Raw genomic sequence first — 19,617 nt, forward strand, 5'->3', positions numbered from 1 at the left:
GGGCGAGGCCGGACCGCTGTGGATCGCGGCTCGGCGTCAAACCGCCGGACGGGGCCGTCGCGGCCGCGCCTGGGACAGCCGGGACGGCAATCTGGCCACGACCCTGCTGTTGACGCTGAACCGCACTCCGGCCGAGGCGGCGCAACTGACCTTCGCCGCCGCCCTGGCGGTGGCCGATCTGCTGGATCGTTATGTCCCGCCTGCGTTGGTCAGCATCAAATGGCCCAATGACGTCCTGCTGGACGGGCGCAAGTCGTCCGGCATCCTGATCGAATCCGGCCCGGCGCCGTCTGGCGGTCTGTGGCTGGCTGTGGGCGTCGGCGTGAACCTGTCCCATGCGCCCGAAGGGACCGAGCGCCCGACCACCTGCATCGCCGAGCATCTGCGTCATGACGTGGGCGCCGCGCCGTCGATGGAGGAGGGGGCAAGGGCCTTGGCCGAAACCTTTGACGCCTGGCTGGAACGTTGGACGCGCCTGGGCTTTCAGCCCGTACTGGACGCCTGGGTCGCGCGCACGCTGGGCCTGTTCGGCCCATGCACGGCGCGGCTGAGCCATGAAACCCTGAGCGGGGTCGCCGACGGCGTCGAGGCCGACGGCGCCCTGCGCCTGAAACTGCCGGACGGAAGTCTGCGGGTCATCTCCGCCGGCGACGTCTTCTTCGGAGAGGCCGCCTGATGCTGCTGGCGATCGAGCAAGGCAACACCAACACCCTGTTCGCCGTCCACGACGGCGAGGAATGGATCTTCCAGTGGCGCACCGCCACCGATCCCATGCGCACGGCGGATGAATACGCCGTCTGGCTGCACCAGTTGTTCGAGATGCGCGGCCAGGGCCAGACCATGGCCGACATGGACGGCTGCATCATCTCCAGCGTGGTGCCGCAGTCGATCTTCAATCTGCGCAACCTGGCGCGGCGTTATCTGAACGTCGAACCGCTGGTGATCGGCGAGAACGTCGAACTGGGCATTGAGGTGCGCATCCATAAGCCCAGCGAGGCCGGGGCCGACCGTCTGGTCAACGCCATTGGCGCGCTTCAGGTGTACGAGGGCGACCTGCTGCTGATCGACAGCGGCACGGCGACGACCTTCGATGTCGTGTCCGGAGCGAACGGGCAGGGGGCGGGGGCCTTTGAAGGCGGGCTGATCGCGCCCGGCATCAACCTGTCGCTTCAGGCCCTGCACGAGGCGGCGGCCAAGCTGCCGCGCATCGCCATTCAGCGCCCCGACACCGTGATCGGGCGCGACACCGTCACCTCCATGCAATCGGGCGTCTTCTGGGGCTATATCGCCCTGATCGAAGGGCTGGTGGACCGTATCAAGACCGAGTGGGGCAAGCCCATGACGGTCATCGGCACCGGCGGCGTCGCCTCCCTGTTCGAGGGCGCAACCGACTCTATCGACCGGTTTGATCCGGACCTGACCATCCGCGGCCTACTCGAAATCTGGCGGCGGAACTCCCATCTGTAAGGCCGTATGAAAAAGCAAAATCAAAACGACGAACTCGTCTTCCTGCCGCTGGGCGGCTCGAACGAGGTCGGCATGAACCTGAACGCCTATGGCTTCGGCCCGGCGCATGACCGCAAATGGATCATCGTCGACGTCGGCGTGACCTTCGGCGACCAGTCCACGCCCGGCGTGGACGTCATCGTGCCGGACCCCAGCTTCCTGGAAGGCGAGAACATCCTGGGCATCGTGCTGACGCACGCCCACGAGGACCACATCGGCGCCCTGGGCTGGTTGTGGCCGCGCATCCAGGCGCCGCTGTACGCCACGCCCTTCACCGCCTTCCTGATCCGCGAGAAGCTGCGCGACGCCGGCATCTATGAAGATGTCGAGCTGCACGAGGCGCCGCTGGGTTCGACCGTGAACCTGGGCCCGTTCGAGGTGACCTACGTCACCATCACCCACTCGATCGCCGAGCCGAACGGCCTGGCCATCAAGACGCCGCTGGGCACGGTGCTGCACACCGGCGACTGGAAGATCGACAACGATCCGGTCGTGGGCGAGCGCACCGACGTCGACTTCATCCAGAAGCTGGGCGACGAGGGCGTCCTGGCCATGGTGTGCGACTCCACCAACGTCTTCGTGGATGGCGTCGCCGGGTCCGAGGGTGATGTGAAGGTCAAGCTGGCCGAGCTGATCCAGGGCCTGAAGGGGCGGGTCGCCGTGGGCTGCTTCGCCTCCAACGTCGCGCGGATGCACAGCGTCATCAGCGCCGCCGAGGCGGCGGGACGCCGCGTGGCCCTGGCCGGGCGCTCGATGCACCGCATCACCGCCGCCGCCAAGTCGGTCGGCATGTTGAACGACATCAAGCCCTTCCTGTCCGAACAGGAGGCCAAGGTCTGGCCGGCGGACGAGATCCTGTATCTGTGCACCGGCAGTCAGGGCGAGGCGCGCGCGGCTCTGTCTCGCGTGGCCGAAGGGACGCATCCCTTCATCAAGCTGGGCGAGGGGGATCACTGCATCTTCTCGTCGCGCGTCATTCCCGGCAACGAGCTGTCCATCGGTCGTCTGCAGGACAAGATGGCCGAGCGCGGAATCCGCATTTACACCGAGAAGGACCCCCCCGGCATCCACGTCTCGGGCCACCCCTGCCGTGACGAACTGCGCCAGATGTATCAGTGGGCGCGACCGCAGATCGCGGTGCCGACCCACGGCATGCGCCGCCACTTGATCGAACACGGCAACCTGGCCAAGGACATGCAGGTGCCGGAGACGGTGACGCCGCGCAACGGCGACATGGTGCGCCTGGCGCCCGGACCCGCCGCCATCATCGACGAAGTGCCCTCGGGCCGCCTGTTCGTCGACGGCGGCATGCTGGTGGAAGAGTCGGGCGAGGCTCTGCGCGAGCGCAAGCACGCCGCCAGCAACGGCATCCTGATCGTCAGCTTCGCCCTGGATAAGCGCGGCCGCATCGCCAGCGACATCGACGTGCGCGGCATCGGCCTGCCCGGCGACGCCGACCGTCCGCTGGGCGATGTGCTGGACGACATGGCCGAGCGCGTCGAGAACACGGTGCGCGGGTTGAAGGGCGAGGCGCTGGAGGACGAAGCCGTCATCGAGCAGGCCGTCAGCCGCACCCTGAAGAAGGCCAGCCAGCAGATCTGGGATCGTCGTCCGATCGTGGAAACCGTGGTGCTGAGGCTCTGATGGCGGACCGTTTGTATCTGCTGAACGCCGACTGGTTCGACGATCAGGGCGGGCCGTGGTTCTGCCCGCCCGGCGCGCGGATCGAGGGGGTGTTGGGTCTGTATCCGCGCCTGCGCGATCATCTGACGGTGACCCATCTGGATCACCCGCGCCCGCGCCCGGCCGTGATCGCGGAGGTGGGGGAGGCGAACCAGAGCTGCCCCCTGCTGGTGCTGGACGGCGAGTTCGACTGGCCCGACGCCCAGGTCAGCGAAGAGACCGGCGCGCGTTTCCTGCAGGACGACGACATCCTGCCGTACTGGGCGGCGCGCTATGGGATCGGGCGACCGCATCCATAACCCATGACCCATCTCCCGATGGGAGAAGGTGGCCCGAAGGGCCGGATGAGGGTTCCTGGCTGAAGTCGGCGAAAGCCGTTGCAAACCGGCTGATTGCGGAACCCTCACCCTTTCGCCTGTTCCAATCGCTTCGCTCTTGGAGGCTCAAGCCCTCTCCCATCGGGAGAGGGTTTAAAGCGTCACTTTCCGATAATTATCCCGATCCAGGTTGCCGATCTCGACCGATATCTGGCGGGGACCGTCATACGGCGCGACGCCGGCCAGCAGGGCGGCCTGCACGGCTTCGCCCAGGGCGGTCTTCTGCTCCTGGGTGCGGCCGCTGAGGATGCGCAGGTCGCAGTGGATCATGGCCTGATCCGGGTCGCCGTCGGCGATGATCAGGCGGTCGCAGCGCACGATGCGCGTCTTGCAGGCGGGAAGGGTCGCGCCGACCGTCTCGACACAGAGGCGATGAATCTCCAGCGCCAGGGCGCGCCAGTCGGTCGCGTCGAAATGGGTGGAGTGTTCCAGCGTAATCTGTGGCATTCAGGGCGTCCTTGTTGCAGCGCCTCTCCTTATCGCGCCGCGACGATGATTGCGATGAACGGACTTTAGAGACGATGCCCCTTGGCCCCTTCACCCTGGTCGCCACCTTTCTGACGGTGTGGTGGATCGTGTTGTTCGCGATTCTGCCGCTGGGCATGTCGGACCAGATCAAGGATCCGCCGACGGACGGCACCCAGTGGGGCGCGCCGAAGAACCCGAACCTCAAGAAGAAGTTCATCACCACGACTTGGGTGTCGATCATCGTCTGGCTCATCATCGTCGCCATCGTCTGGATCGGCTGGAGCCCCGTGCCCGACATCACCCACGCGAACGCGCTCTAGCTTTCGTCCCCTTCGCCCGGTTAAACCTCGGGCCTGATTGAATTTGCCGAGAATCCTCCCATGCGCCTGTCGCGCTACTTCCTGCCGATCCTGAAAGAAGCCCCTTCCGACGCCCAGATCGTGTCGCATCAGCTGATGCTGCGCGCGGGCATGATCAAGCAGGAGGCCGCCGGCATCTACGCCTGGCTGCCATTGGGCCTGCGGGTGCTGCGCAAGATTGAAGGCATCGTCCGCGACGAGCAGGTCAAGGCCGGCGCCGTCGAACTGCTGATGCCGACGTTGCAACTGGCGGACCTGTGGCGCGAGAGCGGTCGCTACGACGCCTACGGCCCGGAGATGCTGCGCATCACCGACCGTCATGAGCGCGAGCTGCTGTACGGACCGACCAACGAGGAAATGGTCACGGATATCTTCCGGGCCTACGTGAAGTCGTACAAGGCCCTGCCGCTGAACCTCTTCCACATCCAGTGGAAGTTCCGCGACGAGCGCCGTCCGCGCTTCGGCGTCATGCGCGGTCGCGAATTCCTGATGAAGGACGCCTATTCCTTCGATCTGGACGAGGCCTCGGCCCGCATCGCCTACAAGCGCATGTTCGCCGCCTATCTGAACACCTTCGCCCGCCTGGGCCTGAAGGCCGTGCCGATGCGCGCTGACACCGGACCGATCGGCGGCGACCTGAGCCACGAGTTCATCGTCCTGGCCGAGACCGGCGAGAGCGAAGTCTTCTGCGACCGCAAGCTGGTCGAGATGGACGCGCCCGGCCACAACCTCAGCGTCGAGCAACTGGAGGGCGTGTTCAACGAGCGCACCGCCCTCTACGCCGCGACCGAGGAAATGCACGACGCGGCCCAGTTCGAGACCCAGACCGCCGAGGGCGACCGCCTGTCGGCGCGCGGCATTGAGGTCGGCCACATCTTCTACTTTGGCACCAAATACTCGGCCGCCATGAAGGCCAAGGTCGCCGGGCCGAACGGCCAGGACACCGAGGTTCACATGGGCAGCTACGGCGTCGGCGTGTCGCGCCTGCTGGGCGCCATCATCGAGGCCAGCCATGACGAGGGCGGCATCATCTGGCCGGACTCGGTCGCCCCGTTCGACGTGGTGGTGATCAACCTGCGCGCCAGCGACGAAGCCGTCTCGGCCGCCTGTGAAGACGCCGTGGCCAAGCTGGAAACCCTGGGCAAGGACGTCCTCTACGACGACACCGACGAGCGTCCGGGCGGCAAGTTCGCCACCGCCGACCTGATCGGCGTGCCGTGGCAGCTGACCATCGGACCCAAGGGCCTGGTCGACGGCGTGGTCGAACTGAAGCGCCGCGCCACCGGCGAGAAGCAGAGCCTGTCGCTGGACGCCGCCCTGGAGCTGCTGACGAAATGACCGACGCCGCGACGGCTTCCGCCCCGCAGCCTGCGCCTAAGCCGGCCGGCCCGTTCTCCAGCTGGGAGATCGGGCTGGCGCTCCGCTACCTGCGCGCCAAGCGCAAGCAGGGCGGGGTGGCGCTGATCGCCATGATCAGCTTCATCGGCATCATGCTGGCCGTCGCCGTGCTGATCAGCGTGATGAGCATTATGGCGGGCTTCCGCGGTACGCTGATGGACCGGATCCTGTCGTTCAACGGTCATATGTATGTGCAGGGGCCGGTGCTCTATGCGCCCGATCGCGACGCCGCGTTGAAGCGGATCGCCGACGTGCCGGGCGTGGTGGCGGTGACGCCCCTGATCGAAAGCCCGGCGATGTTCCGCGCGGGCGGGGCGGCGACCGGCGGCATGGTTCGCGGCGTGCGGCCGCAGGATCTGGCCTCGACGAAGTTCGTCTATGACAGTCTGACCCCTGAGGCGCGCGAGCGTTTCGGCAAGGGCCAGTACGGCGGCGATCAGGTGTTGATCGGCAAGAGCCTGGCCGAGCAGATGGGTCTGCGTGAAGGCGACCCGATCTCCCTCTACACGCCGACCGGCGCCGACAGCGCCTTCGGCAATCTGGGCGGGCTGGAAAAGACCTATATCGTCGGCGGAATCTATACGTCGGGGGCGGCCGACTATGATCGCGCCTTCATCTTCATGCCGCTGGAGCAGGCGCAACTGTTCTTCGGCAAGGACGGCGTCTGGGACGTCATCGAGATGAAAGTGGCGGAACCGGATCTGGTCGAAAATCTGCTGACGCCGGTTCTGCGCGCGGCAGGGCCGGGCAACGTCGTCACCGACTGGCGCAATCGCCAGGCCGCCATCTGGGGCGCGCTGAAGGTCGAGCGCGTGGCCATGAGCATCATCCTGGGCATGGTGGTGGCCATCGCCGCCATGAACATCATCAGCGGCATCGTCATGCTGGTGAAGAACAAGACGCGCGACATCGCCATCCTGCGGACCGTCGGCGCCAGCCAGTCGTCCATTCTGCGCATCTTCTTCATGTCGGGCGCGGCCATCGGCATCGGCGGCACCATCGCGGGCCTGGTTCTTGGCCTGTTGTTCTGCTGGAACATCGGGGCGATCCAGCACTTCCTCGAAGGCCTGCTGGGCGTCCAGCTGTTCAACGCCGAGGTCTATATGCTGGATTCCGTTCCGGCTAAGGTGGACCCGTGGGACGTGACCTGGGTCGCAGTCTTCTCCTTCTTCATGAGCTGCCTGGCCAGCTTGCCGCCGTCGTGGAATGCGTCGCGCATCGATCCGGTGGAGGCTCTGCGCTTTGAATAGGCTGTTGAAGAAGAAGGCGGCCGTCGCCGCCGAGACCAACGGCGCCATCCTGTCGTTGCGCGGGGTGACGCGCACTTATCCAACGGCCCAGGGCGGGCTGACGGTGTTGAAGGGCGTCGATCTGGAGGTCATGCCGGGCGAGGTCGTCGGCCTGATCGGCCCGTCCGGTTCGGGCAAGTCCAGCCTGCTGCACGCGGCGGGTCTGCTGGAGCGGCCGACCAGCGGCCAGGTGCTGATCGACGGCGAGGACGTCGACGGCCTGGACGAGCGGGCGCGCACGCGCCTGCGTCTGCACCGCATCGGCTTCGTCTATCAGTTCCACCACTTGCTGCCGGAGTTCGACGCTCTGGACAATGTGGCCCTGCCGATGCGCATCGCCGGCGTGGGGGAGGGGGAGGCGCGTCGTCGCGCGACCGAGAAGCTGACGGCGCTCGGCCTGGGCCAGCGCGTCACGCACCAGCCCGCGCAACTGTCGGGCGGCGAGCAGCAGCGCGTCGCCATCGCCCGCGCCCTGGCCAACAGCCCGCGCCTGTTGCTGGCCGATGAGCCGACCGGCAACCTGGACCCCGCCACCAGCCAGGCGGTGTTCGAGTCCTTGCGCGAACTGGCCAAGACCACGGGCGTCGCCGCCCTGATCGCCACGCACAACATGGAGCTGGCCGGGCACATGGACCGCGTCTTCGCCCTGAAAGACGGCCACCTGGAACAGCGGGCGGCGGAGAGCCACGCTTACTAGGAAGCGATGAGCCTCGTCGTCGCCTGCATTGGTGAGCGGTAGGGCAGCATGGCCCAGTGCAGAGCGGCTGCTGCGAGCAGCGGCGGAACGTCGGCATAGTTCGGATGCAGGGGGTTGATCGCGTGTCGCAAGACCGCTGTTTCGTCAGGCCTGAGCGGAGGCTGAGACAGCGCCAGGACGCGGTGGAACCGAAAACGCACTGTTTGTCGCCAAGCTTCTATAGACGCCGTCTCGCAAGGACTGGCGCCAAGCAGTTGAAGAAAAGCGTCTAGGGCGTCCGGCGACCCTTCCATGGCGTAGATGATGACGTCATCCACGGCCGCCGCCACGCCGGCCAGGCTCAAGGATCGAGCTTGGTCGCGGCGCATGTCGATCAGCGCCGGCCAACGCATGCTTTCGGCAAACCCAGATGGAGGCAGGGTCTGGAAAACAGCGCTTTGCAACACAGCGAGCCTCCATGTCCGCCTTAGTGGAACCGAGGTATGGTTTCCGTCATGCGGGCGAGGCGATCAATTGCGTGGGACTACGAGGTTTTGCCCGCGCCAAGCCTCGCTTAGTTTCAACGACATGATGCGTGATGGCGTGGACGGCGGTCGAAATGAACAGAAGGTCGAAGGGGTTGGGCGCGCTATCGCTGAAATCGCCATCATTGACGACGATCGGGCGCTGCTGGAGCTGACGCTCCTGGCGGTGCGGGAGGCGGGCTTCCCCGCCGTAGGCTTTCATGAACCGCTCGACGCCTTGATGTGGGCTTCAGACGCTGACCCGACCTGTATTGTCGCCGATCTGAAGATGCCAGGGGTCGAGGGGTTGGATCTGGTCGCCGCCTTCTGCGCCCTGAACCGTCATGCCGTGATCATCGTCAGCGCCTTTGTGGATGTGCGCACCACGGTCGACGCCATGCGCCTGGGCGTGGACGACGTCTTGTCGAAGCCTGCAACGGTCGATGAACTGATCCGCGCCCTGCGTCGCGGGGCGGAGGCGTTGGCGTCCACGCCGGTGCGCGAGGAACTGACCTTCACCCGCCGCGAGCGTCAGGTGGCCGAGATGCTGGTGGAGGGGCTGACCACCAAGCAGATCGCGCAGAATCTGGAGCTGAGCCCACGTACGGTCGAGTTCTTTCGCGCCAGCCTGCTGCGCAAGACGCAGTCCCCCAACTCGGCCGCCCTGGCCTCGGCGCTGACCCGGCTCGGCTTCCTCGCGAATTGAGGTTGACGAGAACAAAGAGGCAACTTAGAACAAATGAGCAACATTTGATCTGGGGATAAAATCAATGGCGCGTTGGGTGAGGGATCTGCTGTCGCTTGCGTCCTGCGGCGGCTTCGTCTGGATGGTCTGGCAGGCGGCCTTCCTGGTGACATGACCGCGCCTCACTGAGGCGCGACTCCCTGCATGATGATGACGCGCCGTTTGAAGCGGCGCTGCGATGCGGAGTTTTCGATTGGCGGATGCGGTGAACAGTCAGGGCTTTGTCCACCTGCGGGTCCGCAGCGCCTATTCGCTGCTGGAAGGCGCGATCAAGGCTGGCAAAATCGGCAAGATGGCCGCCGATGCTGGGATGCCGGCGGTGGGCGTGGCCGACCGCGCCAATCTGTTCGGCGCCCTTGAATTCAGCCAGGCGACCAAGGATTCGGGCGTTCAGCCTATCGTCGCCTGCGCCCTGCCGGTGCTCGATATCGGCGGGCAGGTCGCCCAGCGCTGGGCCAAGACGCCGACGGTCGTGCTGATCGCCCAGAACGAGCAGGGCTGGCTGAACCTGTGCGCCCTGTCGTCCGCCGCCTATCTGGACGCAGGCGAAATGGCCGAGCCGGGCGTGCCCTGGGGACAGGTTGTGGATAAGTCCGAGGGGCTGATCCTGCTGTCCGGCGGTCCCGACGGTCCCATTGATCCGTTGTTCGTGCAGAAGAAGCCGGCCGAGGCCGCCGCGGCCCTGGCGGAAATGAAGCGGGTCTTCGGCGACCGTTTCTATGTCGAACTGCAACGCCACGGTTTGTCCAGTGAGACCGTGGCCGAGGGCGGGCTTGTCGAATGGGCCTACGCCAATGACGCGCCTCTGGTTGCGACCAATGACGTCTATTACGCCAAGGCGGCCCAGGCGAAGTCGCATGACGCCTTGCTGTGCATCTCCGACGGCGCCTTCACGGGCCAGGAGGATCGCCGCCGCGTCACCGGCGAGCACTGGTTCAAGTCGGCCGAGGCGATGCGCGAACTGTTCGCCGACCTGCCCGAGGCCTGCGACAACACCATTCAGATCGCGCGCCGCTGCGCCTTCCTGGTCAAGACGCACAAGCCGATCCTGCCGCGCTTCGATACGGGCGCAGGCCGATCGGAAGATGACGAACTGGCGCACCAGGCGCGCGAGGGGTTGAAGGCGCGGCTGGAGAAGAACCAGGCCTACGCGCCTGAGGAAGACTACTGGTCCCGTCTGGAGTGGGAGGTTGGGATCATCCAGCAGATGGGGTTCCCCGGCTACTTCTTGATCGTGGCGGACTTCATCAAATGGGCCAAGCTGCATGACATCCCGGTGGGGCCGGGGCGGGGCTCGGGGGCCGGCTCCCTGGTCGCCTGGTCGCTGACTATCACCGACCTGGACCCCTTGCGGTTCGGCCTGCTGTTCGAGCGCTTCCTGAACCCCGAACGGGTCTCCATGCCCGACTTCGACATCGACTTCTGTCAGGAGCGGCGCGAAGAGGTCATCGACTATGTTCAGGACCACTACGGCAAGGACCGGGTGGCCCAGATCATCACCTTCGGCACCTTGCAGGCGCGGGCCGTGCTGCGCGATGTGGGCCGGGTGCTGCAGATGCCGCTGGGCCAGGTGGACCGTCTGGCCAAGATGGTGCCCGCCAACCCCGCCAACCCCGTGACCCTGGCCCAGGCCATCGATCTGGAGCCGCGCCTGCGCGAAGCGCGCGACGCCGAGGCCTCCGTCAAGGCGCTGCTGGAGACGGCGCTGGAGCTTGAGGGGCTGTACCGCAACGCCTCGACCCACGCGGCGGGCATCGTCATCGGCGATCGGCCGCTGACGGAGCTGGTGCCGCTGTACCAGGATCCGCGCTCCACCATTCCGGCCAGCCAGTTCAACATGAAGTGGGTCGAGCCGGCGGGCCTGGTGAAGTTCGACTTCCTGGGCCTGAAGACGCTGACGGTGCTGGACCGGGCCAAGAGCTATCTGGAACGGCGCGGCGCGGCGCAGGACTGGGGGCTGCTGCCGTTGGACGATCCCAAGACCTATGAGCTGATGGCGTCGGGGCAGACGGTCGGGGTGTTCCAGCTGGAATCGCAGGGCATGCGCGACACCCTGCGCAAGATGCGCTGCGGCTCGATTGAAGAGATCACCGCCCTGATCTCCCTCTATCGGCCGGGGCCGATGGAGATGATCGACACCTACATCGACCGCAAGTTCGGCCGGGCCGAGGTCGACTACCTACACCCCAGCCTGAAGGAGGTGCTGACCGAAACCTACGGCGTCATCATCTACCAGGAACAGGTGATGAAGATCGCCCAGATCCTGGCGGGCTACAGCCTGGGCGAGGCCGATCTGCTGCGCCGCGCCATGGGCAAGAAGAAGAAGGAGGAGATGGATTTCCAGCGCCTCCGCTTCGTCAAGGGCGCGTCCGAGAAGTCCGTGCCGGAGGCCCAGTCGGGGTCCATCTTCGATCTGGTGGCCAAGTTCGCGGGCTATGGCTTCAACAAGTCACACGCGGCGGCTTATGCGCTGATCTCGTTCCAGACGGGCTGGCTGAAGGCCAATCACCCGGTCGAGTTCTTCGCGGCGTCGATGAGCCTCGATCTGTCGAACACGGACAAGCTGGCGGTCTTCTATCAGGATTGCCGACGGTTCGAGGTTCCGGTCCTGGCGCCCGACATCAACCGCTCGTCGGCCGACTTCGACGTGTCGTGGAAGGACGGGCAGGGCAGCGTGCTCTATGCGCTGGGCGCCATCCGCAACGTGGGCCTTGAGGCGATGAAGCACGTCATCGAGGTGCGCGAGACGGGCGGCCCCTTCCCCGACATCTTCGACTTCCTGGAACGGGTTGATCCCCGAGCGGTGAACAAGCGGGCGCTGGAAGGCCTGGCGCGTGCGGGCGCGTTCGACAGCATCCATCCGAACCGTCGCCAGCTGTTCGAACAGGCCGATGTGCTGATCGCCTATTGCCAGAGCGTAGCGGCGGAGCGGGCCTCGTCCCAGGTCAGCCTGTTTGGCGCCGATCAGGCCGCCGCCGCGCGGCCGCGTCTGAAGAGCATGGAGCCATGGGCCGGGCCCGACAAGCTGGATCAGGAGCTTTACGCAGTCGGATTCTATCTGTCGGGCCACCCGCTGGAGGAATTGACGCCAGCTCTGAAGCGCAAGCGCGTGACCTTCGTGGCCGAGGCGCAAGGCCTGGCCGAGGCGGGGCATGAAGCTTTCCAGATGGCCGGTGTGGTGCGTCGCCGCCAGGAGCGGGCCAGCGCCCGCACCGGCGAGAAATTCGCCTTCGTCACCTTCTCGGACCCGACGGGCGAGTTCGAATGCCTGTTCCCGCCGGAACAGCTTCGGCGCTGCCGCGATGTTCTGGAAGTCGGGACGTCGGTTCTGGTCAAGGTTCGGGCCAAGGCGGCGGATGGCGAGGTGCGCTTCTTCGGCGATGACGCCAGCCGCATGGACGTGCTGCTGGATGACGCCCAGATCGGGTTGCGCGTCATCCTGTCGGCGCAATCAGCGGACGCCGAGGCGCTGAAGGCCCGGCTGGATCGGGCGCGGTCGCAGGGCAAGGGCGGCGAGGTCTGGCTGCAGGCGACGCTGGGCGGCCGCACCGAAGTGGAGATCAAACTGCCCGGACGATACCGGCTGGACGCGGCCCTGCGCGGCGCGCTGAAGTCGGCGCCGGGGGTAGTGATGCTGGAGGACGCCTGATGAGCGAGACGAGCGTGAAAACCCATGCCGGGTCATGCCACTGCGGCGCCGTGGCCTATGAGGTGGATGTCGGGCTGGACGGCCTGGTGGAGTGCAACTGCTCACATTGCTACCGCAAGGGGTTCGTCCTGGCCTTTACGTCGCGTTCGGCTTTTCGCCTGACCAAGGGCGAGGAGGCGACGACCTCCTACTTCTTCAATCGGCACAAGATCGAGCACCGCTTCTGTCGGATCTGCGGGGTGCAGCCGTTCGGTTACGGCGTGGCGCCGGACGGCAGCGAGGTGGCGGCCATCAACATCCGCACCCTGACCGACGTCGAACCCTGGGACTGGACCGCCCAACGTGTGGACGGACGCAGCTTCTGATCAATCGTTTCGTGGTCGGAACTGTTCGCGCGGGGTTCCGTCGACGGCGTAGAGGCGCTCGACCGGGACTTTGATGACCAGCCCGCTGTTCGGCAGGCGCAGGTCGTAGATGGCGCCGAGCAGGCCCGCCATCGGTCGGCCGACGACGTGCGCGCCCTGGGCGTCAAGGCCGATGGCCAGGCCTTCGCCCATGCTGCCGGTCCAGCGTCCGACGCGGACGACGACAGGGCCGTCGTGATGCTTGCCGGGACGCGGCAGCACCTGTTCGATCCAGCGTCGCTGGATCCCGGTTTCGCGCGCCTCGGCGGGCAGGCTGTGGATCTGGTAGGCGGCCGGCGTATCGACGAACCAGCCCATGATGGCGCGGGCGACCACGGTGTTGCCGCCGCTGGGCGTCTCCGTCAGGTCGAGCACGACGGTCTGGCCGGGGCGGGCCGTCGCCATGGCTTCGTCGAAGGCGGCGATGGTCGCCTGATCGCCGAGGGCGTCGTTGATGCGGATCTCCAGGACGTCGCCGGCCTGTCGGCTACGCACCGGCGTACGGTCGCGCTGCGTCGTGTAGAGGTTGGGCAGGGTCAGGCGACGCTGAACGCCGTCGGCGCTCTCGATCATCAGGTTTCGTGGGCGGTCCCGCCGTCCGGCCGCCAGGACGCCGGCGGCGAAGGTGGCGCGCTCGCCCTGAGGCGCCAGACCGACCTTGCTCCAGAAGAGGGCGACAGCGTCGTCAACGGCTCGATCGTCTATCGCGAGCAGGCGATCGCCTGGACGGACGCCTGCCTCGGCTGCGGGCGAGCCGTCGCGAACGTCGGTGATGACCCAGTTCCGTCCGACCGGCTCGATCCACAGATCGGCGTAGCTGGGAACCACGGCCCAACTGTCGGGGAAGGACGATCCGGTGATGGCGTGGTGGTCCGCCAGGACCGTCAAGGCGCTTTCGGCGTATCTCAGCAGGGAGGCGGCGTCGTGAACCGCTTCGGCCTGGGCGGTCAGTTCACGCGACATTGGAAAACGCCCGTCGGGCAAGCGTTCCAGGTAGGCGTACTTCGCCTCGATCAGAGCGGGCAGGGCCAGGGCGTCCTGACGATACGCTTCTGCGGAAACCGGCGCTGGGGGCGGTGCCTGGGCTACGGCGGTCAGTGGGGCGACTGCGAATGAAGCGAACGCCAAGGCGGACAACAGGCGAAGGGAAGGGCGCATGACGCCATTTGTTCGGGACCGCCCGGCGCGGACAAGTTAAAAGCCCATCATCTTCGACGCCTTGCCTTTTTCGGCCGTTTCGCCTACATGCGCGGCGCACTTCGCACGTGGGCGTGGCGCGGCCTGGGGAGACATCCCGGTCTGCACCGTTCCGAGGGATCAGCCGGTCCTTTTAACCGCCCGCGCTAGGTTTGATCGGAAAAAGGAAAAGACGATCATGGCTCTGCCTGAATTCTCGATGCGTACGCTGCTGGAAGCCGGCGCTCACTTCGGCCACCAGACGCACCGCTGGAACCCGAAGATGGACCGCTACATCTTCGGCTCGCGCTCGAACATCCACATCATCGACCTGTCGCAGACGATGCCGCTGTTCCACCAGGCTCTGGTGGCTGTGCGCGACGTCGCCGCCAAGGGCGGCCGCGTGCTGTTCGTCGGCACCAAGCGTCAGGCCGCAGACCCGGTTGCGCAAGCCGCCACGCGCTGCGCCCAATACTACATGAACAACCGTTGGCTGGGCGGCACGCTGACCAACTGGCGCACCGTTTCGGGCTCGATCGCTCGCCTGCGTGAGCTGGAAACCATCGTCGGCGCCGGCGGTGAAGGCCGTAACAAGAAAGAGCTGCTGACCCTGCAGCGCGAGAAGGACCGTCTGGAACTGTCGCTGGGCGGCATCAAGGACATGGGTTCGGTGCCGGACATCATGTTCGTGATCGACACCAACAAGGAAGCGATCGCGATCCAGGAAGCCCGCAAGCTGAACATCCCGATCATCGCCATCCTGGACACCAACTCGGACCCGGACGGCATCACCTATCCGGTTCCTGGCAACGATGACGCCGCTCGCGCCATCCAGACCTACTGCGACCTGATCGCCGACGCGGTCCTGGACGGCCTGGCCGCCGGCGCCGTCGCCCAAGGCATCGACCTGGGCGCTTCGGAAGCTCCGGTCGAGCCGATGCTGCGTGAAGCTGACGCCCCCAAGGCTGAAGCCGAAGCCGCTCCGGCCGGCACGGAAGGCGTGGCTGAAGAGCTGGTCGCCGCCGAGGCCGAGAAGGTCGAGGGCTGAGACTGACGTTCCGGCGCCGCCGCGCGCCGGACCGACGTCAACTTGACATGCGGCCGGGCTAAACAGTCCGGCCGCCCATTTTGAATTTCAGGAGAAGAACATGGCCGAGATCACTGCCGCCCTTGTGAAGGAGCTTCGCGAGCGTTCGGGCGTCGGCATGATGGACTGCAAGAAGGCGCTGGTTGAGACCAACGGCGACATCGAAGCAGCGATCGACTGGCTGCGCGCCAAGGGCCTGTCCAAGGCCGCCAAGAAGGCCGACCGCGTCGCCGCCGAGGGCCTGGTGGCCGTCGCCGTGCGCGAAGACGGCAAGGGCGAAGTCGCCTCGGCCATCGAGTTCAACGCTGAAACCGACTTCGTGGCCCGCAACGACCTGTTCCAGGCTGCGGCCAAGGAATTCGCTCAGCTGGGCTTGCACCACGACGGCGTCGACGCCATCCACGGCGCGACCCTGGAAAACGGCAAGACCGTTCAGGACGAAGTCACCAACCTGATCGCCACCGTCGGCGAGAACATGCAGCTGCGTCGTGCAGCTCGCCTGTCGGTCGGTGAAGGCGTGGTTTCGACCTACGTCCACAACTCGGTCTCGCCGGGCGTCGGCCGCATCGGCGTGCTGGTCGCGCTGGAAGGCGCCGGCGACAAGGAAGCCCTGCGTGAAGTGGGCCGCAAGATCGCTATGCACGTGGCGGCTACGGCTCCGCTGGCGCTGGACACCTCGGACCTGGACCCGGCGGCGATCGAGAAGGAACGCTCGGTTCTGATCGAAAAGGCCAAGGAAGAAGGCCGTCCGGAAAACATGATCGAAAAGATCGTGGAAGGTCAGATCAACAAGTTCCAGAAGGACGTGGTGCTGTCCAAGCAGCCGTTCGTCATGGACCCGGACGTGACCATCGAACAACTGGTCGCCAACACGGGCAAGGAAATGGGCTCCGCGCTGAAGCTGGCCGGTTTCGTTCGCATGGCGCTGGGTGAAGGCGTCGAGAAGGTCGAAACCCCCGACTTCGCGTCGGAAGTCGCCTCGATGACGGGCGGCAACTAACTCGAAACGTCTTCCCGAAAGGGAAGAATTTTCAAAAGGGCGCGTTCGGCTTTGATGGCTGACGCGCCCTTCGTCTATGATGAGCCGCCGATTCACTTCGCGCGGATGCTAACCCCTGTATCCACGGACCCCTGATCATGCCCGACGCCCCCTCTGAGTTTCGTTACAAGCGCGTCCTGCTGAAGGTCTCGGGCGAGGTGCTGATGGGCGACCAGCCCTATGGCATCGACATGCCGACCGTGGACGTGGTCGCCGCCGCCGTCGCCGCCGTGGCGCGCCAGGGCGTCGAGATCTGCCTGGTTATCGGCGGGGGCAACATCTTCCGCGGCCTGTCCAAGGCGGCTGCGGGCATGGATCGCGCCAACGCCGACTACATGGGCATGCTGGCGACCATCATGAACGCCCTGGCCATGCAGGGCGCGCTCGAGAAGATCGGCGTCGATACGCGGGTCCAGAGCGCCATCCCCATGGCCGCCATCGCCGAGCCCTACATTCGCCGCCGCGCGCTGCGCCACCTGGAGAAGGGCCGCGTGGTGATCTTCGCCGCCGGCGTGGGCGCGCCGTTCTTCACCACGGACTCCGGCGCGGCTTTGCGCGCAGCCGAAATGGGCTGCGACGCCCTGCTGAAGGGCACCAGCGTCGACGGCGTCTATACCGCCGATCCGAAGAAGGATGCGACGGCGACGCGCTATGACACGCTGACCTATCAGGAAGTCCTGGCCAAGGACTTGCGCGTCATGGACGCCTCGGCCATCGCCTTGATGCGCGACAGCGGCATTCCGATCGTGGTCTTCTCGATCCGCGAGGAAGGATCGATTCAGAAGGCGCTGACGGGAGAAGGCACCTTCACCGTCATCACCAACAAGGCCGCCTGAGCGGCTTCGTCATCAAACGACAGGACCAAGGACACACGTCATGGCCAAACCCGATCTCAAGACGTTCCGCGACCGGATGGATAAGTCCGTCTCCGCCCTGAAGGACGACTACGCCGGCCTGCGCACCGGCCGCGCCAACGCCGGTCTGCTGGAGCCGGTCGTGGTTGAGGCCTATGGCGCAACCTCGCCGCTGACCGCTGTGGCCGCGATCAGCGTGCCGGAGCCGCGTATGATCTCGGTCAGCGTCTGGGACAAGGGCATGGTGGTTTCGGTCGAGAAGGCCATCCGTTCGGCGGGCCTGGGCCTGAACCCGGTCGTCGACGGTCAAACGCTGCGTATTCCGATCCCGCCGCTGACCGAAGAGCGCCGCAGGGATCTGGCCAAGCTGGCCGGCAAATACGCCGAGGACAAGAAGATCGCCGTGCGCAACGTGCGCCGCGACGCCAACGACGAGCTGAAGAAGGCTGAAAAGGCTGGCGAGATCAGCCAGGATGATCAGAAGAAGATGGAGGCCGAGGTCCAGAAGGACACCGATGCGGCCATCAAGCGTATCGACGAGACCTTGAAGGCCAAGGAAGTCGAGATCATGCAGGTCTGACGCGATCAGACCTGTTCAGGAAGGACGCCCCATATGTCGGCCGAGCCCGTCGCCACGGCGCCTGCAAAGGGGCCACGTCACGTCGCCCTGATCATGGACGGCAACGGCCGCTGGGCGCAGCGCCGGGGTCTTCCGCGCGCCGTGGGCCACCGCGAGGGGGTCCAGGCCCTGCGCCGCACGATCAAGGCGGCGCCGGAGCTGGGCGTTCGGTGCCTGACGGTGTTCGGCTTCTCGACCGAGAACTGGAGCCGCCCGGCCGACGAGGTGTCCGACCTGATGGGCCTGGTGCGCGCCTTTGTCGGTAGTGACCTGAAGCGGCTGGCTGCGGCGGGCGTGCGGGTGAAGGTTCTGGGCCGACGCAAGGGGCTGCCGGACGACATCGCCGCCATCGTCGCGCGGGCCGAGGCCGAGACGGCGGGCAATGATAAATTCTTGCTGCAGGTGGCCTTCAACTATGGCGGCCGGGCGGATCTGGTGGATGCCGCCCAGCGGCTGGTCGATCGCGCCCGTGCGGGCGAAGACGTGGTTGTCGACGAAGCGGCGCTGGGCGCCGGCCTGTCGACGGCGGGCGCGCCGCCGGTCGATCTGATCGTGCGGACCTCGGGCGAGCAGCGCCTGTCCAACTTCCTGCTGTGGGAGGCGGCTTACGCCGAGATGGTGTTCCAGGAGATTCTCTGGCCCGACTACGGCGCGGAAGCCCTGGCCGAGGCCATCGCCCAGTTCGGCTGTCGTGAGCGCCGTTACGGCGGGCGCGAGGTCATGGTCGAAGCCTATGATGAGGTTGCGGGCTGACATGGCGTTGAAGCCTCGAGATATCGCCTTGCGCGCGGCCTCGGCGGTCGTGCTGGCGCCGGCGGCGGTCCTGGCGACGTGGGCGGGCGGCGATTGGTTCTGCGCCCTGGTGGTCGCGGGGGCGGTGCTGCTGGCCTTCGAATGGGCGCGGATGTGCGCGCCGAACCTGTGGCGGCCGATCGGGATCAGCGTGGCCTTGGCCCTGGTCGTGGCGGTGATTGCGGCCCACGTCGGGCAGATTTCCCTGGCTCTGGTGCTGATGGTGTTCGGGGCCCTGGCGGCGGGCCTGTTCGCCCGCACGCGCGGCGAGTCTCTGCTGGATACGGCCTATGGGGTGCTCTACCTCGGCTGGCCCTGCATCCTGCTGATCTGGCTGCGCGACCTGCACGAGGTGCAGGGGCTGTATTGGACTGTGCTGGTCTTCGCCGTGGCCTGGTCGGCGGACATTCTGGCCTATCTGGTCGGCAGCTTCGTCGGCGGACCCAAGCTGTGGCCGCGCTTTTCTCCGAACAAGACCTGGTCGGGCTTCATCGGCGGCCTGACCGCCGGGATGATCGCCGGCGCCGCCATGGCGGGCTGGCTGGACATGGGCCTGCTCAACGCCTTCTGGGGCGGGGTGCTGGGCCTGGCGGCGGCCCTGGCCACCATGGGCGGCGACCTGTGGGAATCCGCGCTGAAGCGGCGTTTCGGAGTCAAGGACGCGGGCAATCTGATCCCGGGCCACGGCGGCCTGCTGGATCGGGTCGATGGACTGATGTTCGCCGTGGTCGTGGTGTCGGCCGGGCGCCTGATCGTCCTGATGCTGGAGCGGGCGGCATGATCGCGCGGCGTGTCACTGTTCTGGGCTCGACCGGATCGGTGGGCTCATCGACGCTGGACCTGATGGAGCAGGCGCAAGCGGCTGGCTCGGCTGCGTTCGAGGTCGAGGCCCTGACCGGGGGCGCCAACATCGCCCGTCTGGCCGAACAGGCGCGCCGCTGGCGGCCGCGCATCGCGGTGACGGCCGATCCC

Annotated in this window: 20 protein-coding genes and 1 pseudogene; 18 read left to right on the forward strand and 3 right to left on the reverse strand. The window is 66.4% G+C overall.

The genetic code is table 11. The features are described 5' to 3' along the window. The 4 genes from RT567_RS04790 to RT567_RS04805 all read left to right on the forward strand — a co-directional run. Positions 1–676, forward strand: a 676-nt coding sequence (locus tag RT567_RS04790; protein ID WP_313574711.1) for a biotin--[acetyl-CoA-carboxylase] ligase, incomplete at its 5' end; no start/stop codon positions are given. Continuing rightward, positions 673–1,467, forward strand: coding sequence for a type III pantothenate kinase (locus RT567_RS04795; protein ID WP_289647644.1), 795 nt, complete (start codon positions 673–675; stop codon positions 1,465–1,467). The genes RT567_RS04790 and RT567_RS04795, both read left to right, overlap by 4 nt. Positions 1,468–1,473: 6 nt before the next feature. Next, a complete protein-coding gene (locus RT567_RS04800) occupies positions 1,474–3,150 on the forward strand; it encodes a ribonuclease J (protein ID WP_313574713.1) in 1,677 nt (558 codons plus the stop codon). After that, positions 3,150–3,488, forward strand: a complete 339-nt coding sequence (locus tag RT567_RS04805; protein WP_313574714.1) for a DUF3088 family protein — start codon at positions 3,150–3,152, stop codon at positions 3,486–3,488. The genes RT567_RS04800 and RT567_RS04805 overlap by 1 nt, the downstream gene beginning before the upstream one ends. Before the next feature lie 171 nt (positions 3,489–3,659). Here RT567_RS04805 and RT567_RS04810 read toward each other — a convergent pair whose 3' ends face one another. Then, complete coding sequence (locus RT567_RS04810; RefSeq protein ID WP_313574716.1) at positions 3,660–4,013, reverse strand: isomerase; 354 nt, start codon at positions 4,011–4,013, stop codon at positions 3,660–3,662. A gap of 74 nt (positions 4,014–4,087) precedes the next feature. Between RT567_RS04810 and RT567_RS04815 the strand changes: the two genes are divergently transcribed. The 4 genes from RT567_RS04815 to RT567_RS04830 are packed head-to-tail and all read left to right on the forward strand — an operon-like array spanning position 4,088 to position 7,777. Then, the gene (locus RT567_RS04815; protein WP_313574719.1) at positions 4,088–4,354 is read left to right on the forward strand and encodes a DUF1467 family protein; all 267 of its coding nucleotides are present in this window, start codon (positions 4,088–4,090) and stop codon (positions 4,352–4,354) included. 60 nt (positions 4,355–4,414) lie between these two features. After that, a complete protein-coding gene (proS, locus tag RT567_RS04820) occupies positions 4,415–5,731 on the forward strand; it encodes a proline--tRNA ligase (RefSeq protein WP_313574721.1) in 1,317 nt (438 codons plus the stop codon). Beyond that, positions 5,728–7,041 carry a lipoprotein-releasing ABC transporter permease subunit gene (locus tag RT567_RS04825; RefSeq protein WP_313574723.1) on the forward strand — a complete coding sequence of 438 codons (1,314 nt, stop codon included), beginning with the start codon at positions 5,728–5,730 and terminating at the stop codon, positions 7,039–7,041. Before proS ends, RT567_RS04825 begins: the two co-directional genes overlap by 4 nt. Then, positions 7,034–7,777 (forward strand): ABC transporter ATP-binding protein, encoded by a 744-nt coding sequence (locus RT567_RS04830; RefSeq protein WP_313574725.1) that lies wholly within the window; start codon positions 7,034–7,036, stop codon positions 7,775–7,777. The genes RT567_RS04825 and RT567_RS04830 overlap by 8 nt, the downstream gene beginning before the upstream one ends. Here RT567_RS04830 and RT567_RS04835 read toward each other — a convergent pair. After that, the gene (locus RT567_RS04835) at positions 7,774–8,121 is read right to left on the reverse strand and encodes a hypothetical protein (protein WP_313574727.1); all 348 of its coding nucleotides are present in this window, start codon (positions 8,119–8,121) and stop codon (positions 7,774–7,776) included. The genes RT567_RS04830 and RT567_RS04835 overlap by 4 nt on opposite strands. Positions 8,122–8,344: 223 nt before the next feature. Between RT567_RS04835 and RT567_RS04840 the strand changes: the two genes are divergently transcribed. The 3 genes from RT567_RS04840 (at position 8,345) to RT567_RS04850 (ending at position 13,039) form a co-directional block, all read left to right on the forward strand. Further along, positions 8,345–8,986, forward strand: a complete 642-nt coding sequence (locus tag RT567_RS04840) for a response regulator (RefSeq protein WP_313574729.1) — start codon at positions 8,345–8,347, stop codon at positions 8,984–8,986. Positions 8,987–9,218: 232 nt separating this feature from the next. Beyond that, entirely contained in the window at positions 9,219–12,674 is a 3,456-nt protein-coding gene (gene dnaE, locus RT567_RS04845) for a DNA polymerase III subunit alpha (RefSeq protein ID WP_313574731.1), read from the forward strand. After that, the gene (locus tag RT567_RS04850; RefSeq protein ID WP_313574733.1) at positions 12,674–13,039 is read left to right on the forward strand and encodes a GFA family protein; all 366 of its coding nucleotides are present in this window, start codon (positions 12,674–12,676) and stop codon (positions 13,037–13,039) included. Before dnaE ends, RT567_RS04850 begins: the two co-directional genes overlap by 1 nt. Here RT567_RS04850 and RT567_RS04855 read toward each other — a convergent pair whose 3' ends face one another. Next, positions 13,040–14,236: a S41 family peptidase gene (locus RT567_RS04855; protein ID WP_313574734.1), complete on the reverse strand. Its 1,197-nt coding sequence runs from the start codon at positions 14,234–14,236 to the stop codon at positions 13,040–13,042. It lies immediately after the preceding gene. A 217-nt stretch (positions 14,237–14,453) separates the two neighbouring features. Here RT567_RS04855 and rpsB point away from each other — a divergent pair, with 217 nt between their 5' ends. The 7 genes and pseudogenes from rpsB to RT567_RS04890 form a co-directional block, all read left to right on the forward strand. Then, positions 14,454–15,302 (forward strand): 30S ribosomal protein S2, encoded by an 849-nt coding sequence (rpsB, locus tag RT567_RS04860; RefSeq protein WP_087141619.1) that lies wholly within the window; start codon positions 14,454–14,456, stop codon positions 15,300–15,302. Positions 15,303–15,402: 100 nt separating this feature from the next. Further along, positions 15,403–16,341 carry a translation elongation factor Ts gene (tsf, locus tag RT567_RS04865; protein ID WP_313574737.1) on the forward strand — a complete coding sequence of 313 codons (939 nt, stop codon included), beginning with the start codon at positions 15,403–15,405 and terminating at the stop codon, positions 16,339–16,341. Positions 16,342–16,478: 137 nt separating this feature from the next. Beyond that, on the forward strand, positions 16,479–17,216 hold the full coding sequence (gene pyrH, locus RT567_RS04870) for a UMP kinase (protein WP_313574739.1): 738 nt from the start codon (positions 16,479–16,481) through the stop codon (positions 17,214–17,216). 40 nt (positions 17,217–17,256) lie between these two features. Then, entirely contained in the window at positions 17,257–17,814 is a 558-nt protein-coding gene (frr, locus tag RT567_RS04875; protein WP_313574741.1) for a ribosome recycling factor, read from the forward strand. 33 nt (positions 17,815–17,847) lie between these two features. Beyond that, positions 17,848–18,606, forward strand: a complete 759-nt coding sequence (gene uppS, locus RT567_RS04880; protein ID WP_313574742.1) for a polyprenyl diphosphate synthase — start codon at positions 17,848–17,850, stop codon at positions 18,604–18,606. 1 nt (position 18,607) lies between these two features. Further along, complete coding sequence (locus tag RT567_RS04885) at positions 18,608–19,426, forward strand: phosphatidate cytidylyltransferase (RefSeq protein WP_003164616.1); 819 nt, start codon at positions 18,608–18,610, stop codon at positions 19,424–19,426. Beyond that, a pseudogene (locus tag RT567_RS04890) lies at positions 19,423–19,617 on the forward strand (1-deoxy-D-xylulose-5-phosphate reductoisomerase); the annotation flags it as partial. The gene RT567_RS04885 and the pseudogene RT567_RS04890, both read left to right, overlap by 4 nt.

Source organism: Brevundimonas sp., assembly GCF_032107865.1.
In the GTDB taxonomy this organism is placed as follows: domain Bacteria; phylum Pseudomonadota; class Alphaproteobacteria; order Caulobacterales; family Caulobacteraceae; genus Brevundimonas.